Source organism: Pseudomonas sp. GW821-FHT01D09, from assembly GCF_059422465.1.
The window spans coordinates 205,500-222,448 of sequence record NZ_JBWKWY010000004.1; the positions used below are offsets into that span (position 1 = coordinate 205,500).

Consider the following 16,949-nt stretch of genomic DNA (forward strand, 5'->3'; position numbering starts at 1 on the left):
GGGCGCCCGAAACCGTTACCCTATGCAGCTGATTTTTTGTATTTCTTCGAGGTAGCACCCGTGTTTTCCCAATTCGCCCTGCACGAACGCCTGCTCAAAGCCGTGGCCGAGCTTAAATTTGTCGAGCCTACGCCTGTGCAAGCTGCGGCCATCCCGCTCGCGCTCCAAGGGCGTGACCTGCGGGTGACGGCGCAAACCGGGAGTGGCAAGACCGCCGCTTTCGTCCTGCCGATCCTCAACCGTCTGATCGGCCCGGCCAAGGTGCGCGTCAGCATCAAGACCCTGATCCTGCTGCCTACCCGTGAGCTGGCCCAGCAGACCTTGAAGGAAGTGGAGCGCTTCTCGCAGTTCACCTTCATCAAGTCCGGCCTGATCACCGGTGGCGAAGACTTCAAGGTCCAGGCCGCCATGCTGCGCAAGGTCCCGGATATCCTGATCGGCACCCCGGGGCGGATGATCGAGCAACTGAACGCCGGCAACCTGGACCTCAAGGAAGTCGAAGTGCTGGTGCTCGACGAAGCCGACCGCATGCTCGACATGGGCTTTGCCGACGACGTGCAGCGCCTGGTCGAAGAGTGCGTCAACCGCCAGCAGACCATGCTGTTCTCTGCTACCACCGGCGGTTCGACCCTGCGCGAGATGGTCGCCAAGGTCCTGAACAACCCCGAGCACCTGCAGGTCAATAACGTCAGCGACCTGAACTCGACCACCCGCCAGCAGATCATCACCGCTGACCACAATGTGCACAAAGAGCAGATCCTCAACTGGCTGCTGGCCAACGAGACCTATCAGAAGGCCATTGTGTTCACCAACACCCGGGCCATGGCCGACCGTATCTACGGGCGCCTGGTGGCTCAGGAGTACAAGGCGTTTGTGTTGCACGGTGAGAAGGACCAGAAGGACCGCAAGCTGGCCATCGACCGCCTCAAGCAGGGCGGCGTGAAGATCCTGGTGGCCACCGACGTCGCCGCGCGCGGCCTGGACGTGGAAGGCCTGGACATGGTGATCAACTTCGATATGCCGCGCAGCGGCGACGAGTATGTGCACCGTATCGGCCGTACCGGGCGTGCCGGCAACGATGGCCTGGCCATCTCGCTGATCTGCCATGGCGACTGGAACCTGATGTCGAGCATCGAGCGCTACCTCAAGCAGTCGTTCGAGCGCCGTACCATCAAGGAAGTCAAAGGCACCTACAGCGGGCCGAAGAAGGTCAAGGCCTCGGGCAAGGCTGTGGGCGTGAAGAAGAAAAAGGTCGACGCCAAGGGCGACAAGAAAAAAACCGGTGCCAAGGCGCCGACCAAGCGCAAGATCGCCAACCGGCCGAAGACCGACAACCTGTCGTTGGTCAGCAAGGACGGCATGGCGCCGCTCAAGCGCCGCAAGCCAGAAGCACCGGCTGCTGAATAAAAGTGGCGCCATAAAAAACCGGACAATGTCCGGTTTTTTTATGCCCTCAGTTTTTCGCCTTGGCCGCCGTTTCCTTCAGTTCCTTGAGCCGTGCCGGCCAGCAGAAAGTTCAGCTCAATCGCCTCCGGGCCCGTTGAAACTGTCAAATCGGTAATCTGGCACTAAGCCAACTGACAGGCGTCGATCCCTACTCTGCGGTCATTCAATTGACGGGAACGGAATCGGCATGTACTCCAACACTTCTCGACGAACCTTCGTCAAAGGCCTGGCTGCGGCCAGCCTGCTGGGCGGCGCGGGCCTGTGGCGGCCGCCGGTCTGGGCCCTGGCCAGCCCCGGGCAACCGGGTGTGCTGGCGGGCAGCGAGTTTGAGCTGTTTATCGGCCAGACCCCGGTCAATATCACCGGTAACGTGCGCACCGCGTTGACGATCAACGGCAGTTTGCCGGGCCCGCTGCTGCGCTGGCGTGAGGGCGATACCGTGACCCTGCGCGTGCGCAATCGCCTGGCGGAGCCGACGTCGATCCACTGGCACGGCATTATCCTGCCGGCGAACATGGACGGTGTGCCGGGGCTGAGTTTCAAGGGGATCGAGCCGGGCGGGGTGTATGTCTACCAGTTCAAGGTCAACCAGCACGGCACCTACTGGTATCACAGCCACTCCGGGCTCCAGGAGCAGCAAGGGGTCTACGGCCCGCTGGTGATCGACCCCAAGGAGCCCGAACCCTTCACTTACCAGCGTGACTACGTGGTGATGCTCAGCGACTGGACCGACGAAGATCCCGCCGCCCTGATGAAAACCCTGAAGAAACAGTCCGATTACTACAACCTGCATAAACCCACCGTGGGCGACTTCATCAAGGATGTGGCCGACAAGGGCTGGTCGGCCACGGCTGCCGACCGCCTGATGTGGGCGCAAATGAAGATGAACCCCACGGATCTGGCGGACGTCAGCGGCACCACCTACACCTATTTGATGAACGGCCAGGCCCCTGCGCAAAACTGGACTGGGCTGTTTCGCGCCGGTGAGAAAATCCGCCTGCGCTTTATCAACGGCTCGGCCATGAGCTACTTCGATGTGCGTATTCCAGGCTTGAAGATGACGGTGGTGGCGGCTGATGGCTTGCCGGTAAAGCCGGTCAATGTGGATGAGTTACGCATTGCCGTGGCCGAGACGTATGACGTGCTCGTCGAGCCAAGCGAGGCGGCCTACACCCTGTTTGCCCAAGCCATGGACCGTACCGGCTATGCACGCGGCACCCTCAGCCGCCAGCCGGGATTGCTGGCGCCGGTTCCAGCGCTGGACCCGCGCCCCTGGTTGACCATGGACGATATGGGGATGGGCGGCATGGACCACGGCGCCATGGGCGATATGCCGGGCATGGACCATGGACAGATGACCGGGATGGACGGCGGGGCGATGCAAGGCATGTCCGGCATGGATGGCCAGAGCATGGCAGGCATGGACCACAGTGCGATGCCCGGCATGGACCACAGCGCGATGGCGGGGATGTCGATGCCGATGCAAAGCCATCCGGCCAGCGAAAGCAACAACCCGCTGGTGGACATGCAGGCGATGAGCACCTCGCCCAAGCTCGACGACCCGGGGATTGGCTTGCGAAACAACGGACGCAAGGTCCTGACCTATGCCGACTTGCGCAGCACCTTTGAAGACCCCGATGGCCGCGAGCCCGGCCGCACGATCGAGTTGCACCTGACCGGCCATATGGAGAAGTTCGCCTGGTCCTTCGATGGGGTGAAGTTCTCCGATGCCGAGCCGCTGCGGCTGACGTATGGCGAGCGGGTGCGGCTGGTGCTGGTCAACGACACCATGATGACCCACCCGATTCACCTGCATGGCATGTGGAGCGACCTGGAAGACGAAAACGGCCAGTTCATGGTGCGCAAACACACGATCGACATGCCGCCGGGCTCGCGTCGCAGCTACCGGGTGACGGCCGATGCCCTGGGGCGATGGGCCTTCCACTGCCATCTGCTGTACCACATGGAAATGGGCATGTTCCGTGAAGTCCGGGTGCAAGAGTGAGGAGCCGACCATGAACCATCTATTTCGACCTGTTGCACTGCTGATCGCCACCTGTGCACCGGTGGCGCTGGCCACTGCTCAAACCATGGATCACAGCCAGATGCAGGGCATGGCGCCCGCCAAGCCGGCGGCCACCAGCCACAGTCGCACGCCGATCCCGGTGTTGACCGACGCAGACCGTGCAGCGGTCTACAACGCACCGGGTGGGCACAAGGTGCATGACAGCGGTCTCAACTCGTTGTTTGTCATCAATCAGTTGGAATGGCAGGGCTCCGACGATGGCAATGCCCTGGGGTGGGATGTCAACGGCTGGGTGGGCGGCGATATTGATCGCCTGTGGTTGCGCACCGAGGGCGAGCGCGCCAAGGGCAAGACCGAAAAGGCCGAGGTCCAGGCGTTATGGGGGCACGCCATCAGTCCCTGGTGGGATGTGGTGGCCGGTATGCGCCAGGACTTCAAGCCAGGCGACAGTCAGACGTGGGCGGCCTTCGGCCTGCAAGGCATGGCCCTGTACAACTTTGAAGCCGAGGCCACGCTGTTTGTCGGTGAAGGCGGCCAGAGCGCCGCGCGCCTGGAAGGTGACTACGACATTTTGCTGACCAACCGGCTGGTCTTGCAGCCCACCGCCGAAGCCAACTTCTATGGGAAAAACGACCCCGGGCGCGGGATCGGTTCCGGCCTGGCAGACACCGAGCTCGGGGTGCGGCTGCGCTACGAAATCCGCCGTGAGTTTGCGCCTTATGTCGGCGTGACCTGGAATCGCGCCTACGGCCAGACGGCCGAATACGCCAGGGATGAGGGCGAGGACCGCAACGAGGTGCGCTGGGTCTTGGGTGTACGCCTGTGGTTCTGATGGAACACCACTTTACTAATAACCTGCCGTCATGAGCGGCCAGGAGCCTTGCATGTCTGTGTTTAAAGCGGTTGCGCTGTGTGCTGGACTGTTGATGAGCGTGCCGGTATTGGCGCATCCGACGTTGTTGTCTTCATCGCCAGCCGACGGGGCCAAGGGCGCTGCCCCCGCAACCATCGAGCTGCATTTTTCGGAGAACCTGATAACGCAGTTCTCCGGGGCCAAACTGATCATGACCGCGATGCCCGGCATGGCCCATTCGCCCATGTCGGTCAAGGCCAGCGTGTCGGGCGGCAGCGATCCCAAGGTGATGCTGATCAAGCCCACGGCGCCGCTGCCGGTCGGGACCTACAGGGTGGACTGGCGTGCGGTGTCGTCGGATACCCATCCCATCACCGGTAATGTGGTGTTCAGCGTCCAGCCATGAGTGACTTACTGGGTATCGCCTTGCGGTTTGCGTTGTACCTGGACCTGATGCTGCTGTTTGGCTTGGGGTTGTTTGCTCTGTATGGCTTGAAGGCGTCGGAACGAGTGTCCGGTGTGGTCTTGAATATCAAGGGCTGGCTGGCCGGCACGGCCATCCTGGGTGTGCTGCTTTCAATGGCTTCGTTGCTGGTGATGACGCGGGCCATGAGCGGCGAGCAAGCGTGGCAGGCCCTTGGGCCGCATGTGCAGATGATGCTGTGGCAGACCGAGCTGGGCTTGACCTGGATGCTGCGTATCGGGGCGTTGTTGATCGCGGTGCTGGCTGTTATGACCGGTGCGGCATGGCCCACCGGCAGTCTATGGCTGGCGACCTGGGCCGCCGGGGTCGCCCTGGCGACACTGGCCTGGGCCGGTCACGGCGCGATGAGTGACGGGGCGCTGCGCGTCTGGCACTTGATGGCCGACAGCGCACACCTGTTGGCGGCCGGCGCCTGGTTCGGGGCATTGGCGGCGTTTGGGTTGCTGTTGCTGCCTGGAAACACGCAGGACATTGCGCCAGTGAGGAGCCTGGCCAGGGCGCTGACCGGCTTTGAGGTGGTCGGCGCGGTGCTGGTAGCGGTGTTGATAGTCACTGGCGTGGTGAATTACCTGTTGGTGGTCGGGGCGACGCTGGGCGGGATTACCCAGAGCACCTACGGCATTTTATTCAGCCTGAAACTGGCGTTGTTTGGGGTGATGTTGGCCATGGCGGCACTCAACCGCTTCCATCTGAGCCCGCTCCTGCTGCGGGCGGTGGAGACCGGCGAGCAGGCAATGGCCTGTCGTGCCCTGCGCCGCAGTTTGAGCCTGGAGTTTGGCGCGGTGCTGCTGATCCTGGGGTTGGTGGCAGGGCTGGGGACATTGGGCCCGATGTCGTCCGACTAGGCTGCGCGGCCCTTGAGGCACTTGAGGGACTGGAAGTCGCTGCGCACCTTATCGATTCTCTGCACCAGCTTCTGGCGTTGCTGCGCCGTGCTTTGGGCCATCACGTCCACCAGCAGGCTGCGGGCGGCGGCTTCGGTCTGGGCATAGGCCTGGCGATAGTCCGCGGTCCACAGGCTTTCACGGTCTACCAGCAGTTGCTCCATCTTGCGTGGGAAATCGTTGCTGGCCCGTTGCTGGACCGCCGCGATGAACTGCGCCTGCCACTGGGCGCGGTTGCCGATCCATTGCTGGTTCTGCGCGCCGAGGGCGGTGGACCAGGCCAGCACCCGCGCTTGCTGGCTGGCGCTTAACGGGCCCAACCAGGCATCCAGGCGTTTGCTCATGCGCGTGCTGCGGTCCTTGATCTGTTGCTCCAGGGGCGGCTTGAGGTATTCGTCCTGGCGTTTGCGCAGGTCCTTGGCCAGCGCTGCCTCCATCTCGCGCACCTGCTGCTCATCCAGCCCGCGCAGCAGTTCGATGGCCGATGGGGTGATTTGCCGGGCGACGTCGGCGATTGCCTGCTTGGCTTCGAGGGTGCGGGTTTGCAGGGCGACATCGCTGACTTGCTGGTGGACGACCATCTGTTGCAGGCGGTCGAGCCAGCCCAGGTAGCCGGGCAACTGGGTGGTGCAGTGCCAGGCGAGGTGTTCCTTGAGGGTGTCGTTGAACCAGCTTTTCTGCCCGGCATTCATGTCCAGGTAGTCGTTGAGGGTCCAGGGGATGATCACGTCGAGGTTGCGGTAGGCCAGGCCCACGCGGTTGCAACCGGCAAGCAGGAGGCTCAGGACCAGCAAGGCCACCAGGATTCTTAACCGACGCAGCATGGGCGAGTCCTTGCGCAGACCAGGGATGTTTATCTGAACCCGCCGGGGGCGTGACAGTTCAGCCCATCAATAAAACGACCGCTCGGCCTTCAGGGTCAACAGGCCATCGCATTGCGAATTGTGTCCAGAGTAGGCCGAACAGTCGCTGCCGCTGAGGCTGGAGTCGCTGTAGATCAGGTCCAGGTCCATGCCCATCCACGGTCGGGAGAATTTCACCGACCAATCGCTGAAGCCACGGATCGAGCCGCCCTCCACCGAGGCCGGGGCGCCTAACTGATGAGTGGTGTACTTCATGCTCACGCCAATGCCAAACGGTTGGGTGCCGCCCAGGTCGGCAAACAGGGTGCTGTCGCGGCGGTCGGGGTCGTTGCCCAGTGACACGCCAAACCGATTGCCCAGTAGGTTCAAGCCGCCGTAGAACGCCTGGCTGTCGAGGGGGCTCAGCTTGGGGTAGCTGTAGTGGATCATCCCCAGTTCATAGCCCAGGGTCTGGTCGAACGGGCGCTTGAACCCCATATAGGAGTCGACTTCCAGGTTGTTGGCAGGCGACAGGCCCATGCTCGGTGAAAACTGGCCGAAATACAGGCCGCTGGCGTGGGTGAGGTCGAGCCCGCCGTGGAATGCATTGCTGCCCGGGGCAGTGGGTTTGACCAGGCCCTGGGCCATGCTGCGGCTGGGCGTGGTCCCCAGCTTCAAGTCGACGTCGCCCAGTTCACGCTGGAAAACCTGCGCTTGGGCGAGGGGGCTGGCGAGCAGGGCGCTGACCAGGAAAATGCAGGTTTTGAGCATGCATCACTCCATGAAAAGCGAGGAGCAGTAACCGAAGGAATCGGGCAAACGCCCGGTCTAGACGTGTGCAAGCATACCGGCGAAAGCCAGGGATTGAGGCCCGTTCGTCGATTGGCGTGGTTGAATGTGTGTCGGGGGGATGTTGCTGGCTCTAGTCCTAGCGCCTTGATAGGCAAGGCGCTTAGGGACCAGGTGGGGTGCGTAGGCGGCTTTGCGCGCTTACTTCTTACCCAGAGTGATCTGCTTGGACGGGCCGAAGGTCTGGCCGCTCACGCCCTTGGCGATCTGCTGGATTTCACCGCCGGACTTGAGGAACGCGGCGATTTGGTTGTTGATCGATTCGCTGGTTTCAACGGCGGGAGCTGGCTTTGCTTTGCTGTTGGATGCTTTTACGCGCATGGCGGCCACTAACCTGTAGAAAATTAACTTGGCCAGGCATCGTACATGAAATGCTTGACAATTGCTTGGTAAATATCTCCCAGGAATAAGCGGCGCGATTATAAATGCCCGAAGTTGGTCTTTGGTCGAGCCCCTAACTCGCTGTTTTAAATAGAAACCCATGGGCAAAAATAGCCCCTGGCCATCGCAGCACGGCAGGGGCTCGACCTGACGAGCGGGGCAATTGCCGACCACTGCCCGGCAAACCCGCGTTTTTTCAGGGTTGCGCGCCCGGACACGGGACCGCCGCCTTCAACTCGGGTAGAATGCCGCCCACGCAATGAGGGTATTGGAAATGGCTTTAGTCGGGCGCTACAACAGTTTGCAAGTGGTTAAACACACTAACTTTGGTTTGTATCTGGACGGTGAGCAAGAAGGCGAAATCCTTTTGCCCAATCGTTATATTCCCAAAGATATTCCCAGTGAAGATGAAGACTGGCTTAACGTTTTTATTTATCTGGACAGCGATGACAAACTTATCGCCACCACTGAAAAACCAAAAGTGCAGGTGGGCGAGTTTGCCAGCCTGAAAGTGGTTGAAGTCAACAGCATCGGGGTCTTCCTCGACTGGGGCCTGCCCAAGGACCTGCTGCTGCCTTACTCCGAGGAAAAGCGCCAACTGACCGCCGGTGAGTACTGCGTGGTGCACGTCTACCTCGACAAACACACCAAACGCATCACCGCCACGGCACGCCTGGACCGTTACCTGGACAAGACGCCAGCCAACTACACCGTGGGCCAGGAAGTCGACCTGCTGGTTGCCGAAGCCACCGACATGGGGTTCAAGGCAATCATCAATAACAAGCACTGGGGCCTGATCCACAAGAACGAAGTGTTCAAGTTCCTGCGTCCGGGCAAGGAAGAGAAGGGGTTCATCAAGGAAATCCGCGCCGACGGCAATATCAGCCTGAGCCTGCAACCGGTCGGCGAGCAAGCGGCGTCCAGCCTGAACTCGAAGATCCTCGCCAAGTTGCGGGAAAACAACGGCAGCTTGCCGGTCAGCGACAAGAGCGACCCGAGCGTGATCAGCAACTTGTTTGGCGTGAGCAAGGGTAACTTCAAGAAGGCCATTGGTGCGCTGTACAAGCAGGGTCAGATCGTGATTCATGCCGACCGCATTGAACTGAGCTGATTGCCCCTTGCCGTAAGCCCGCTACTATCGGACTGCATGTCGATTGTTGCCCATGCCCCCTGGCTGATGTGGCGCAAAGGCAGGCTTGGGGCTAATCTCAATGCATGGATTGAGCGGCAGCAAGCGGGCAAGGCGCGGCCTGTACAAGAGACCCGGGCGCTTGCCTGACCGCCCCGTCAGGATTTGTATCAATTCAGTAATGGTTCGTTGCGGTTTCAGGCAAGCATTACGTGGGACTTAGTACTACTATCTGTAGGAAGCAGCCACAGAATTCCAGCTGCTCGGCACTACCCTCAAAGGGGGCACCATGAAAGAGAAACTGCAAAACTGGCTGCACGACCTCGGCGTCGCACTCGGCTTGATCGAGCCACCGCTGCAACCGGTGCCTATCCGCACCGATGACGAACAGCGCCGCCCGCGTCGCAGGTAAGCCCGGAAAAGCGCTCAGACATTGGTGTTTGGGCGCGATTGCTCGTCATACTGTCCCGGGAACACGGTGGGTGGGCGCGCTTGTATGTGATGGCTGCGCACCAGTCGAAGACCCGGTTTCTAAATTAAGTTGCGCTCGCTTTGTCTGACCCTGGAAGTATTCTGGTCGGACGTTTCCTTTTGTCTGCTCCCCCGACCTTTTTCGTATTTGGACGCTTTATATTCCTGCTCTCTTCAAGGAAGGAAGACAGGGCTATGTCGTTTGTTAACAATGATGGAATGCTGGTTTCCGACAAAGTGGTACTGCGTCGGTTTTACGCGATTGAACATGGGGATTTGCAGACGGTACATGCTTTAGTTGTCCACCAGACGGATGCACCTACGGCGCAACATACGTTCAACGGTTACCTCGCCAAAGGCAGCGGTGCGCACTTTCTGATTGATAAAAATGGCTTTATTTACCAAACGGCTAGCTTGAAAAAACGCTGCTACCACGTTGGAAAGCTCATTCGCTCGAAGTGTCTGGCAATTGATAAAAAATCATGTGACAGCGCTCAGATGGCCCGCATTCAAGCGTTATCGTGGACTGCGCAGATCAAGGCGTTGGACGCATATGAGCGAGCAAAAAGCTACCCTGAACGCTATCCTGTGAACTCCGACTCTATTGGCATCGAATTGGTGGGCAAACACTTGGATACCTCTCGGTATGAGACCGTTACCCTCGTGCAAAACCAATCCCTTCAATGGCTCGTCAACGAGTTATATGTTCATTTCAACCTGTCCTCGGGTGATGTCTACAGGCACCCGCAGATATCCTATAAAAACCCGGGTGAAGCCAGTAGTGCGGTGTGGGAATGATAACCATCAAAGCGTGGCCGATAGGTGCATTACTGGTTCTTGCGGGATGTACGGATCTGCACGCCCCCAACCTTGAAAATATTGTTATCTCAAGCTTCCAATCCCAGGAGCCCGAGAGTTGCCGGCCTTCTGACGTGCCCCTCGACCCAAGCCATGTGCAGGCGTTTTTCCAACGGGCGTCGAAGATTGATAGCCGCACCCTGCATGACCGTTACGAGTGGGCGCCTTGTTATCTGGAGGGCAACCTGAAGTACAACGGGCATATATGTACATGGCAGGTGAGGGCGGGAGCCACTGGGGTCATCCGGTGTTCGGCGGCAGAGCAGTACTTTGCTTGTGACGAGTGCGGCGACCTGTTTGAAAGCCCTGGGAGTTAAACAAAAAACGGATGCGACGCCCCCCGTCGCACCCGCTCAAGCAAGCTTGACTCAAGCCACGTCGGCCGCCGTGGCCTCTGGCCGCCGCGACAGCACACTCACCAGCACAAAACTCACCACACTCACGCCCAGGCTGTAGTAGATCGGGGTGTTGGCCTCCAAACCATCCTTGATCATAAACACCAGGGACGTGACAAACCCCAATGCCATGGCGCTGATCGCGCCCGAGGTGGTGGCGCGTTTCCAGTAGATCGCCCCGATCAATGGGATCAGCATGCCGCCGACCAGCAGGTTGTAGGCCAGGGTCAAGGCGCTGATCACATCGGTGACCACCAGGGCGATACCCAGTACAGCGATGCCGGTCAGCAGGGTGAACAGGCGGTTGATGTTCAGGCTCGACTGCTTGCCGCCGCGCAGGCGTGGCAGCAGGTCTTCGGTTAGCACGGTGGAGGCGGCGAGCAGGCCGGCGCTGGCGGTGGACATCATGGCCGCCAGCGCCGCCGCGATCACCAGGCCACGCAAGCCGTCGGGCAACGACAGTTTGACGATGGCGGCGAAGGCGTTGTTGACGTTGTCCAGGTCCGGGATCAGCACATGAGCGGCCATACCGATCAGGGCACAGGCCAGGCCGTAGAGGATGCAGTAGAACCCGGCGAAGGTCCCCGCATACTGGGCGACCTTTGCGTCACGGGCGGTAAACACCCGTTGCCAGATGTCCTGGCCGATCAGGATGCCGAAAAAGTAGATCATGAAGTAGGTGATGATGGTGTCCCAGCCGATGCTGGTAAAGCTGAAGCTGGCTGCCGGCAGCTTGGCCACCAGTTCATCCCAGCCACCCACGCGGTACAGGCAGATCGGCAGCAGGATAAACATCAGGCCGACGGTCTTGATCACGAACTGCACGATATCGGTCAAGGTCAGCGACCACATGCCACCGATGGTCGAATACACCAGCACCACGCCACCGCCCAGCAGGATGGCGGCCCAGAACGGCAGGTCGAACATCACTTGCAGTACGGTGCCGATCCCCAGGATCGAGGTCACCGCCAGCATCAGCGCATAGGCCAGCATGATCAGCCCGCTGGCCTGGCGGGCCGTGGGGTTGTAGCGTTGCTCCAGGACCTGGGTCACGGTGAAAATTTTCAGCTTGAGCAAGGGTTTGGCGAGAAACAGGTTCAGCGCAATGATCCCCGTACCTAGCGCTGCGCAGAGCCAGAAACCGGAAATGCCATGTACATAACCCAGGCGCACGCTGCCCACCGTGGACGCGCCGCCCAGTACCGTCGCAGCCATGGTGCCCATGTACAGCGTCGGCCCCAGGTTGCGCCCGGCGACCAGATAGTCTTCATGGGTCTTGGCGCGGCGCATGCCGAAATAGCCGAGCACGAGCATGCCGGCGGCGTAGATAAATACGATGAATAGATCCAGGGCCATGGTGGCGCTCTCCAGTTATTGTTTTTATTGACTGATCAGGTGGCGCGCTACATCAACGGTGCGTGACGCCAGGCAGCACGCAGAGCATTTCGTACAGCAGGTTGGCACCCAGCAACGAGGTATTGCCGGTGGTGTCGTAGGGCGGCGAAACTTCCACCAGGTCACAACCCACCAGCTCCAGGCCCTGGCAGCCACGGATGATCTCGATCGCCTGGATGGTGGTCAGCCCGCCGATTTCCGGGGTGCCGGTGCCGGGCGCCCAGGCTGGGTCGATGCCGTCGATGTCGAAACTCAGGTACACCGGGCCGCCGCCGACCTTTTCCCGCACTTCGGCCATCAACGGCGCGAGGGAGTGGTGCCAGCATTCTTCGGCCTGGACCACGCGGAACCCCTGTTTGCGGCTCCAGTTGAAGTCTTCGGCGGTATAGCCCTGGGCGCGCAGGCCGATTTGCACCACGCGGTCGCAATCGAGCAGGCCCTCTTCGACGGCCCGGCGGAAGGTGGTGCCGTGGGCGATTTTCTCGCCGAACATATGGTCGTTGACGTCGGCATGGGCATCGATATGCACCAGCCCGACCTTACCGTGCTTCTTGTGGATCGCCCGCAGGATCGGCAGGGTGATGGTGTGGTCGCCGCCCAGGGTCAGCGGGATCACGTCGTGCTTGAGGATTTCATCGTAGGATTCTTCGATGATGCGCACGGCGTCCAGCAGGTTGAAGGTGTTGATCGCCACATCGCCGATATCGGCCACCGACAGCGAGTCGAACGGCGCGGCGCCGGTGGCCATGTTGTAGGGGCGGATCATCACCGACTCGGCACGGATTTCACGCGGCCCGAAGCGGGTGCCGGCGCGCAGCGAGGTGCCGATATCCAGGGGCACGCCGACAAAGGCCGCATCCAGGCCGGCGGCGGTTTGCAGGTGGGGCAGGCGCATCATCGTGGCGATGCCGGCAAAGCGCGGCATTTCGTTGCCGCCCAGTGGTTGGTGAAAAATCTTGTCCACGGCAGTGCCTCATCGTTGTTGTGGTTATCAGAGGCCGATTCTGCGAAATGCCAGGCAAGGGAAGAATCGCTGTGGGGAAATACTTAGTTCAGATTTTTCTGAACTAATGCCTGGGGTAGACTCCACACGACCTGTCAGCTGATTTTTTGCCTGGAGCGCCCATGGCTAATGCCTTGCCCGACCTGAAACTGCTGCGCATCTTCGCAAGCGTGGTGCGCCACCAAGGGTTTGCCAGTGCCCAGCACGAGCTCAACCTGTCGACCTCGGCCATCAGCACTTACATGAGCCAATTGGAAGGCGCGTTGGGCCTGGTGCTGTGCCATCGCGGGCGTGGCGGCTTCAGCCTGACCAGCAAGGGTGAGTTGTTTCACCAGGAAACCTTGCGCCTGCTGGGCGAACTGGAGGGCTTCGAGCAATACGCGGCGGCGCTCAAGGGCGAACTGCGCGGCACGCTCAAACTGGGCGTGCTTGATTCGACCGTCAGCGACAAGGCCCTGCCATTCGCCGAAGTCATCGGCGCCTATAGCCTTGAGCACCCGGCGGTGCATTTGCACTTGTCGGTGATGAGCCCCTACGAACTGCAACTGGGGGTGCAGGACAATCGTCTGGACCTGGCCATCGGTGCCTTCTCCAACCGCATGAGCGGCTTGCTCTACATGCCGCTGTACCGCGAACAGCACTGGCTCTATTGCAGCTCGCGCCACCCGCTGTTCAGCGAGCGGCGCATCCCGGAACCGGTGATTACCCAGCAACGCATGGTCGGGCGCGGTTACTGGAGCCAGGCGGAACTGGCGCGCCACGGCTTCAAACACAGCGCCGCCACCGTGGAAAGCATGGAGGCGCAGTTGATCCTGGTGCTGTCCGGCGCCTACATCGGCTACTTGCCCGAACACTACGCCCAGGCCTGGGTCGACAAAGGCGACTTGCGGGTGCTATTGCCGGCGACCTTTGGCTACCAGGCGCCGTTTTCGCTGATCATGCGCCGTGGGCGCAGCCGCGAGCCGTTGATCCAGACCTTCCGCGATTTACTCAAAGCACAGCTCAATCAGGCCTGAATATGTCCAGACCCCAATGCCCCCGCTGCCTGCGGCCGACCACTCACTGCCTGTGTGCCCTGATCCCGAGCCTGGACAGCCGCACCCGGGTGTTGCTGTTGCAGCATCCCAGCGAGGTCAACCATGCACTCAATACCGCGCGCCTGGCTGCGCTGGGCCTGATGAATGCGCAACTGGTGGTGGGTGAAGTCTTCGAGGACTTGCCCACCTTGCTCAACCCGCCGGGGTATCAGGCGCGGCTGCTGTTTCCCGCCGAAGAGGCGCAACCGCTGCAGGCCTACAGCCCATCCGACGAACCCTTGTTGTTGGTAGTGCCCGACGGCACCTGGCGCAAGGCGCGCAAGCTGCTGCACCTCAACCCGCTGCTGGCGGCGTTGCCCCGGGTGACGCTGGCGGCGGGCGCGGTGTCTCGCTACCGGCTGCGCAAGGCGCCGGGGCCGGGGGCTTTATCGACAGTAGAGGCGATTGTGCAGGCGTTGCAGGTGCTGGAGGCGCCGCAGTCATTCGAGCCGTTGTTGCGGCCGTTCGAGGCGTTGATCGAGGGGCAGATTGCGGCGATGGGGGAGGCGGTTTTTCAGCGCAATCATGGTGATGCGGGCCCTCATAATTGAGCCGCCTGATGCCCTGCCGTTTTTTGGTGTTAAGGGCTACTACGGAGTAAGGGAAGAAAGAAGTTTCTGGTTGATGTGTAGGATATGGATTTTTAATTATTTGACTTTCAAGTTTGTACGAAAACTATCTGTGGGAAATTTCTTTGGTTGGTTTTTGTAAGCGTTGGAAGCGTCTATGGGGAGAGCGAAAATTCATATCGCATTACCATGTTGCTCATGGCGCTGAGTGTAGCTGTTTTGTAATGATTAATATTGCTTTGATATGAAATATTTTTTTACATTTTTCGGAGCTGTCGATAAAAGCGACCTGCTAGTTTTAAAGTGTCCGTTAACCCCGGGCAATACTTTAACTTGAACAAGGATCTTGCTATGAACTCTGCAATCGATTTGTTTAAAACTGAAGTGACGGGCGTTACCACTAAAGGCGTTTGCCTCTGGTAAGCATGAGGAAGAATAGGGGGGGCTCCCTCCCTGTTCTTTGTTTACGAGAGCTCCATAACTTATGGTTAGGAGTAGTGTGTATATGGACGACTATGGATATCACACAATTTGGGATATTAGCGGTGCAGATGCCCGGTTGTTAAAAGATGCACCTGCGCTGCACAATTTTTTTCTCGGCACGTTACAGCGCTCACACTTTACGGTGCTCAATCATCTGGTGCATAAATTTAATGTTGGTGGTGAGGGTGTGACTGGGCTCTATCTACTTTGCGAGTCACATCTTTCCTATCACACCTACCCGGAAAACCGCTACATAAGCATCGACGTTTATACCTGTGGTTCACATAGTGTGTCGATCAGCGAGGGGATACGAGAGTTTTTCGGTAATGACGTGCAGGTTGCCACCCGAACACTGATCCGAGGAAGCAATGCTATTCTCATTCAGGAGGTGGAAAATGAAACTTGTCAATAATGGGCTGATAAAATTTGACTACCAGTTTCCGCTGTATAACTTCTTTTTTCCTTCGCAATCCCTGAACGTCTTTCGCCCCAGCGAAGCAAAACTATCTGACGTGCTGAAAGGCGCCAACACTCAGGCGACCTCTCGAGCACTCTATTTTCATATACCATTTTGCGAAGCTATTTGCTCATTTTGCCCATTCACTCGTGGGTTGTACAAAAGCGAAGAGGATATTGATCGTTACACCAAGGCGCTGATTAAAGAGCTCGAATACAAATCCCAGTTAATGGACTTTAAAGTCGTACCGATCAGAGCAATTTTCTTTGGTGGTGGTACACCTTCACTGCTTTCGCCAAAAAATATCCGTGATATCGGTGAGGCTTTACATAGATCTTTCGATATGTCGACGGTGGAGGAGTTTTCTTTTGAATTCAATATTACCAGTGTCACGAGAGAGCGTTGTATTGCGCTCGCAGATATTGGCGTCACACATGCGCGTTTTGGCTTGCAGACTGTTGATCCTGGCTGGCGAAAATTGTTCAACCTCAGCGAAGACTTAACGCAAATCGATCGTGCGGCCAATCTATTGGTATCCACATTCGACCATGTCTTATGCGACATCCTGTACGGTATGAATGGCAGCAGTGAGGCTCAGACCCTGGCGGATATTGACAAGGCCGTTGAACTGGGCGTTAGTAATATTGATATTTATCCGATCAACAACGTCGTGACATCGGTCAAACTCCACAAAAAGATCAAGGCGCTCACAGCCGAAGTTTTTCCGGCCATGCGTAAGTTGAATATGAAACTGATGATTGACGAGCATATGCGGCATAAGGGCTATGTTGCGTATAACGGGCACGGGTATGTACGGTACACCGGAGCTCTACCGCCTTTGCTAACCCATGAGTATTCCTTTATTTATCACGAGCACGTCTACGGATATACCGACCACGACTTATTGGGCTTCGGTGTTGGGGCTATCTCTTCAGTTGCGCAAAACGTTATTACCAATACCTCGTTGCGTGAGCAATATATCGCAGGGATGACTGCCGGTGAGTATATCTGTCAGGTTAGCGAGCATGCTCCGATGCTCGATCTGGTCAAACCTGTTGTCCTGCGGCTTCCTTATCATGGCGTAATCCATAAATCCAAGATTGCGATGAGTCAGTTGCCCCAAGGATTGCTGCAACGAATGAATGAACTGATCGAAGCGGATCTGGTTATTGAAACCGCCACAACTTTTGAACTGACCAAGTTGGGATGGCTGTGGTACAGCAATATTATGTTTTATCTGATTCCGGAAAGTGAACAAGAGATATTGAAGAAAATAGTGTTTGAAAGGCTTAGTGTTAATGGGCGAGATATAACTCGGGATGAGCTGATTTATTCGGCAGGTTAGGAC

At 58.7% G+C, this 16,949-nt stretch carries 17 protein-coding genes and 1 pseudogene; 13 read left to right on the plus strand and 5 right to left on the minus strand.

Annotation, left to right across the window (positions count from 1 at the left end; all coding sequences use genetic code 11):
- Nucleotides 1-60: 60 nt before the first annotated feature.
- From AC07W7_RS06800 to copD, 5 genes are all read left to right on the plus strand, one after another.
- A complete protein-coding gene (locus AC07W7_RS06800; RefSeq protein ID WP_076962985.1) occupies nucleotides 61-1,407 on the plus strand; it encodes a DEAD/DEAH box helicase in 1,347 nt (448 codons plus the stop codon).
- Nucleotides 1,408-1,633: 226 nt separating this feature from the next.
- Complete coding sequence (locus AC07W7_RS06805) at nucleotides 1,634-3,451, plus strand: copper resistance system multicopper oxidase (RefSeq protein ID WP_495038970.1); 1,818 nt, start codon at nucleotides 1,634-1,636, stop codon at nucleotides 3,449-3,451.
- Nucleotides 3,452-3,461: 10 nt separating this feature from the next.
- Nucleotides 3,462-4,304 carry a copper resistance protein B gene (locus tag AC07W7_RS06810; RefSeq protein ID WP_169897458.1) on the plus strand — a complete coding sequence of 281 codons (843 nt, stop codon included), beginning with the start codon at nucleotides 3,462-3,464 and terminating at the stop codon, nucleotides 4,302-4,304.
- Between the two features lie 52 nt (nucleotides 4,305-4,356).
- Nucleotides 4,357-4,731, plus strand: a complete 375-nt coding sequence (copC, locus tag AC07W7_RS06815; protein ID WP_495038971.1) for a copper homeostasis periplasmic binding protein CopC — start codon at nucleotides 4,357-4,359, stop codon at nucleotides 4,729-4,731.
- Nucleotides 4,728-5,654 (plus strand): copper homeostasis membrane protein CopD, encoded by a 927-nt coding sequence (gene copD, locus AC07W7_RS06820; protein ID WP_495038972.1) that lies wholly within the window; start codon nucleotides 4,728-4,730, stop codon nucleotides 5,652-5,654. The genes copC and copD overlap by 4 nt, the downstream gene beginning before the upstream one ends.
- On the opposite strand, the gene AC07W7_RS06825 is transcribed toward copD, so the two are convergent.
- The 3 genes from AC07W7_RS06825 to AC07W7_RS06835 form a co-directional block, all read right to left on the minus strand.
- On the minus strand, nucleotides 5,651-6,517 hold the full coding sequence (locus AC07W7_RS06825; RefSeq protein WP_495038973.1) for a DUF6279 family lipoprotein: 867 nt from the start codon (nucleotides 6,515-6,517) through the stop codon (nucleotides 5,651-5,653). The two genes, copD and AC07W7_RS06825, sit on opposite strands and share 4 nt — an antisense overlap.
- A 66-nt stretch (nucleotides 6,518-6,583) precedes the next feature.
- Nucleotides 6,584-7,306 carry a TorF family putative porin gene (locus AC07W7_RS06830; protein ID WP_495038974.1) on the minus strand — a complete coding sequence of 241 codons (723 nt, stop codon included), beginning with the start codon at nucleotides 7,304-7,306 and terminating at the stop codon, nucleotides 6,584-6,586.
- A gap of 219 nt (nucleotides 7,307-7,525) precedes the next feature.
- A complete protein-coding gene (locus tag AC07W7_RS06835) occupies nucleotides 7,526-7,705 on the minus strand; it encodes a PFL_1563 family small protein (RefSeq protein ID WP_007946007.1) in 180 nt (59 codons plus the stop codon).
- 334 nt (nucleotides 7,706-8,039) lie between these two features.
- Here AC07W7_RS06835 and AC07W7_RS06840 point away from each other — a divergent pair, with 334 nt between their 5' ends.
- The 4 genes and pseudogenes from AC07W7_RS06840 to AC07W7_RS06855 all read left to right on the plus strand — a co-directional run bounded on the left by AC07W7_RS06840 (nucleotide 8,040) and on the right by AC07W7_RS06855 (nucleotide 10,163).
- Nucleotides 8,040-8,876, plus strand: a complete 837-nt coding sequence (locus AC07W7_RS06840; RefSeq protein WP_076962992.1) for a CvfB family protein — start codon at nucleotides 8,040-8,042, stop codon at nucleotides 8,874-8,876.
- Between the two features lie 60 nt (nucleotides 8,877-8,936).
- Nucleotides 8,937-9,044: pseudogene (locus AC07W7_RS06845) on the plus strand (LysR family transcriptional regulator); the annotation flags it as partial.
- Between the two features lie 139 nt (nucleotides 9,045-9,183).
- Nucleotides 9,184-9,306: a PA1414 family protein gene (locus AC07W7_RS06850; RefSeq protein ID WP_003210728.1), complete on the plus strand. Its 123-nt coding sequence runs from the start codon at nucleotides 9,184-9,186 to the stop codon at nucleotides 9,304-9,306.
- A 254-nt stretch (nucleotides 9,307-9,560) separates the two neighbouring features.
- Complete coding sequence (locus AC07W7_RS06855) at nucleotides 9,561-10,163, plus strand: peptidoglycan recognition protein family protein (RefSeq protein ID WP_495038975.1); 603 nt, start codon at nucleotides 9,561-9,563, stop codon at nucleotides 10,161-10,163.
- Between the two features lie 428 nt (nucleotides 10,164-10,591).
- Here AC07W7_RS06855 and AC07W7_RS06860 read toward each other — a convergent pair whose 3' ends face one another.
- The gene (locus tag AC07W7_RS06860; RefSeq protein ID WP_099168057.1) at nucleotides 10,592-11,974 is read right to left on the minus strand and encodes a sodium:solute symporter family protein; all 1,383 of its coding nucleotides are present in this window, start codon (nucleotides 11,972-11,974) and stop codon (nucleotides 10,592-10,594) included.
- 52 nt (nucleotides 11,975-12,026) lie between these two features.
- Complete coding sequence (gene speB, locus AC07W7_RS06865) at nucleotides 12,027-12,977, minus strand: agmatinase (protein ID WP_169897461.1); 951 nt, start codon at nucleotides 12,975-12,977, stop codon at nucleotides 12,027-12,029.
- Nucleotides 12,978-13,138: 161 nt separating this feature from the next.
- Here speB and AC07W7_RS06870 point away from each other — a divergent pair, with 161 nt between their 5' ends.
- The 4 genes from AC07W7_RS06870 (at nucleotide 13,139) to AC07W7_RS06885 (ending at nucleotide 16,946) form a co-directional block, all read left to right on the plus strand.
- Entirely contained in the window at nucleotides 13,139-14,032 is an 894-nt protein-coding gene (locus tag AC07W7_RS06870) for a LysR family transcriptional regulator (protein ID WP_076962997.1), read from the plus strand.
- Nucleotides 14,033-14,034: 2 nt separating this feature from the next.
- Nucleotides 14,035-14,643: a tRNA-uridine aminocarboxypropyltransferase gene (locus AC07W7_RS06875; RefSeq protein ID WP_495038976.1), complete on the plus strand. Its 609-nt coding sequence runs from the start codon at nucleotides 14,035-14,037 to the stop codon at nucleotides 14,641-14,643.
- A gap of 523 nt (nucleotides 14,644-15,166) precedes the next feature.
- Nucleotides 15,167-15,556 (plus strand): adenosylmethionine decarboxylase, encoded by a 390-nt coding sequence (gene speD / locus AC07W7_RS06880; protein WP_495038977.1) that lies wholly within the window; start codon nucleotides 15,167-15,169, stop codon nucleotides 15,554-15,556.
- The gene (locus AC07W7_RS06885) at nucleotides 15,540-16,946 is read left to right on the plus strand and encodes a coproporphyrinogen-III oxidase family protein (RefSeq protein ID WP_495038978.1); all 1,407 of its coding nucleotides are present in this window, start codon (nucleotides 15,540-15,542) and stop codon (nucleotides 16,944-16,946) included. Before speD ends, AC07W7_RS06885 begins: the two co-directional genes overlap by 17 nt.
- The last annotated feature ends 3 nt before the right edge of the window (nucleotides 16,947-16,949 follow it).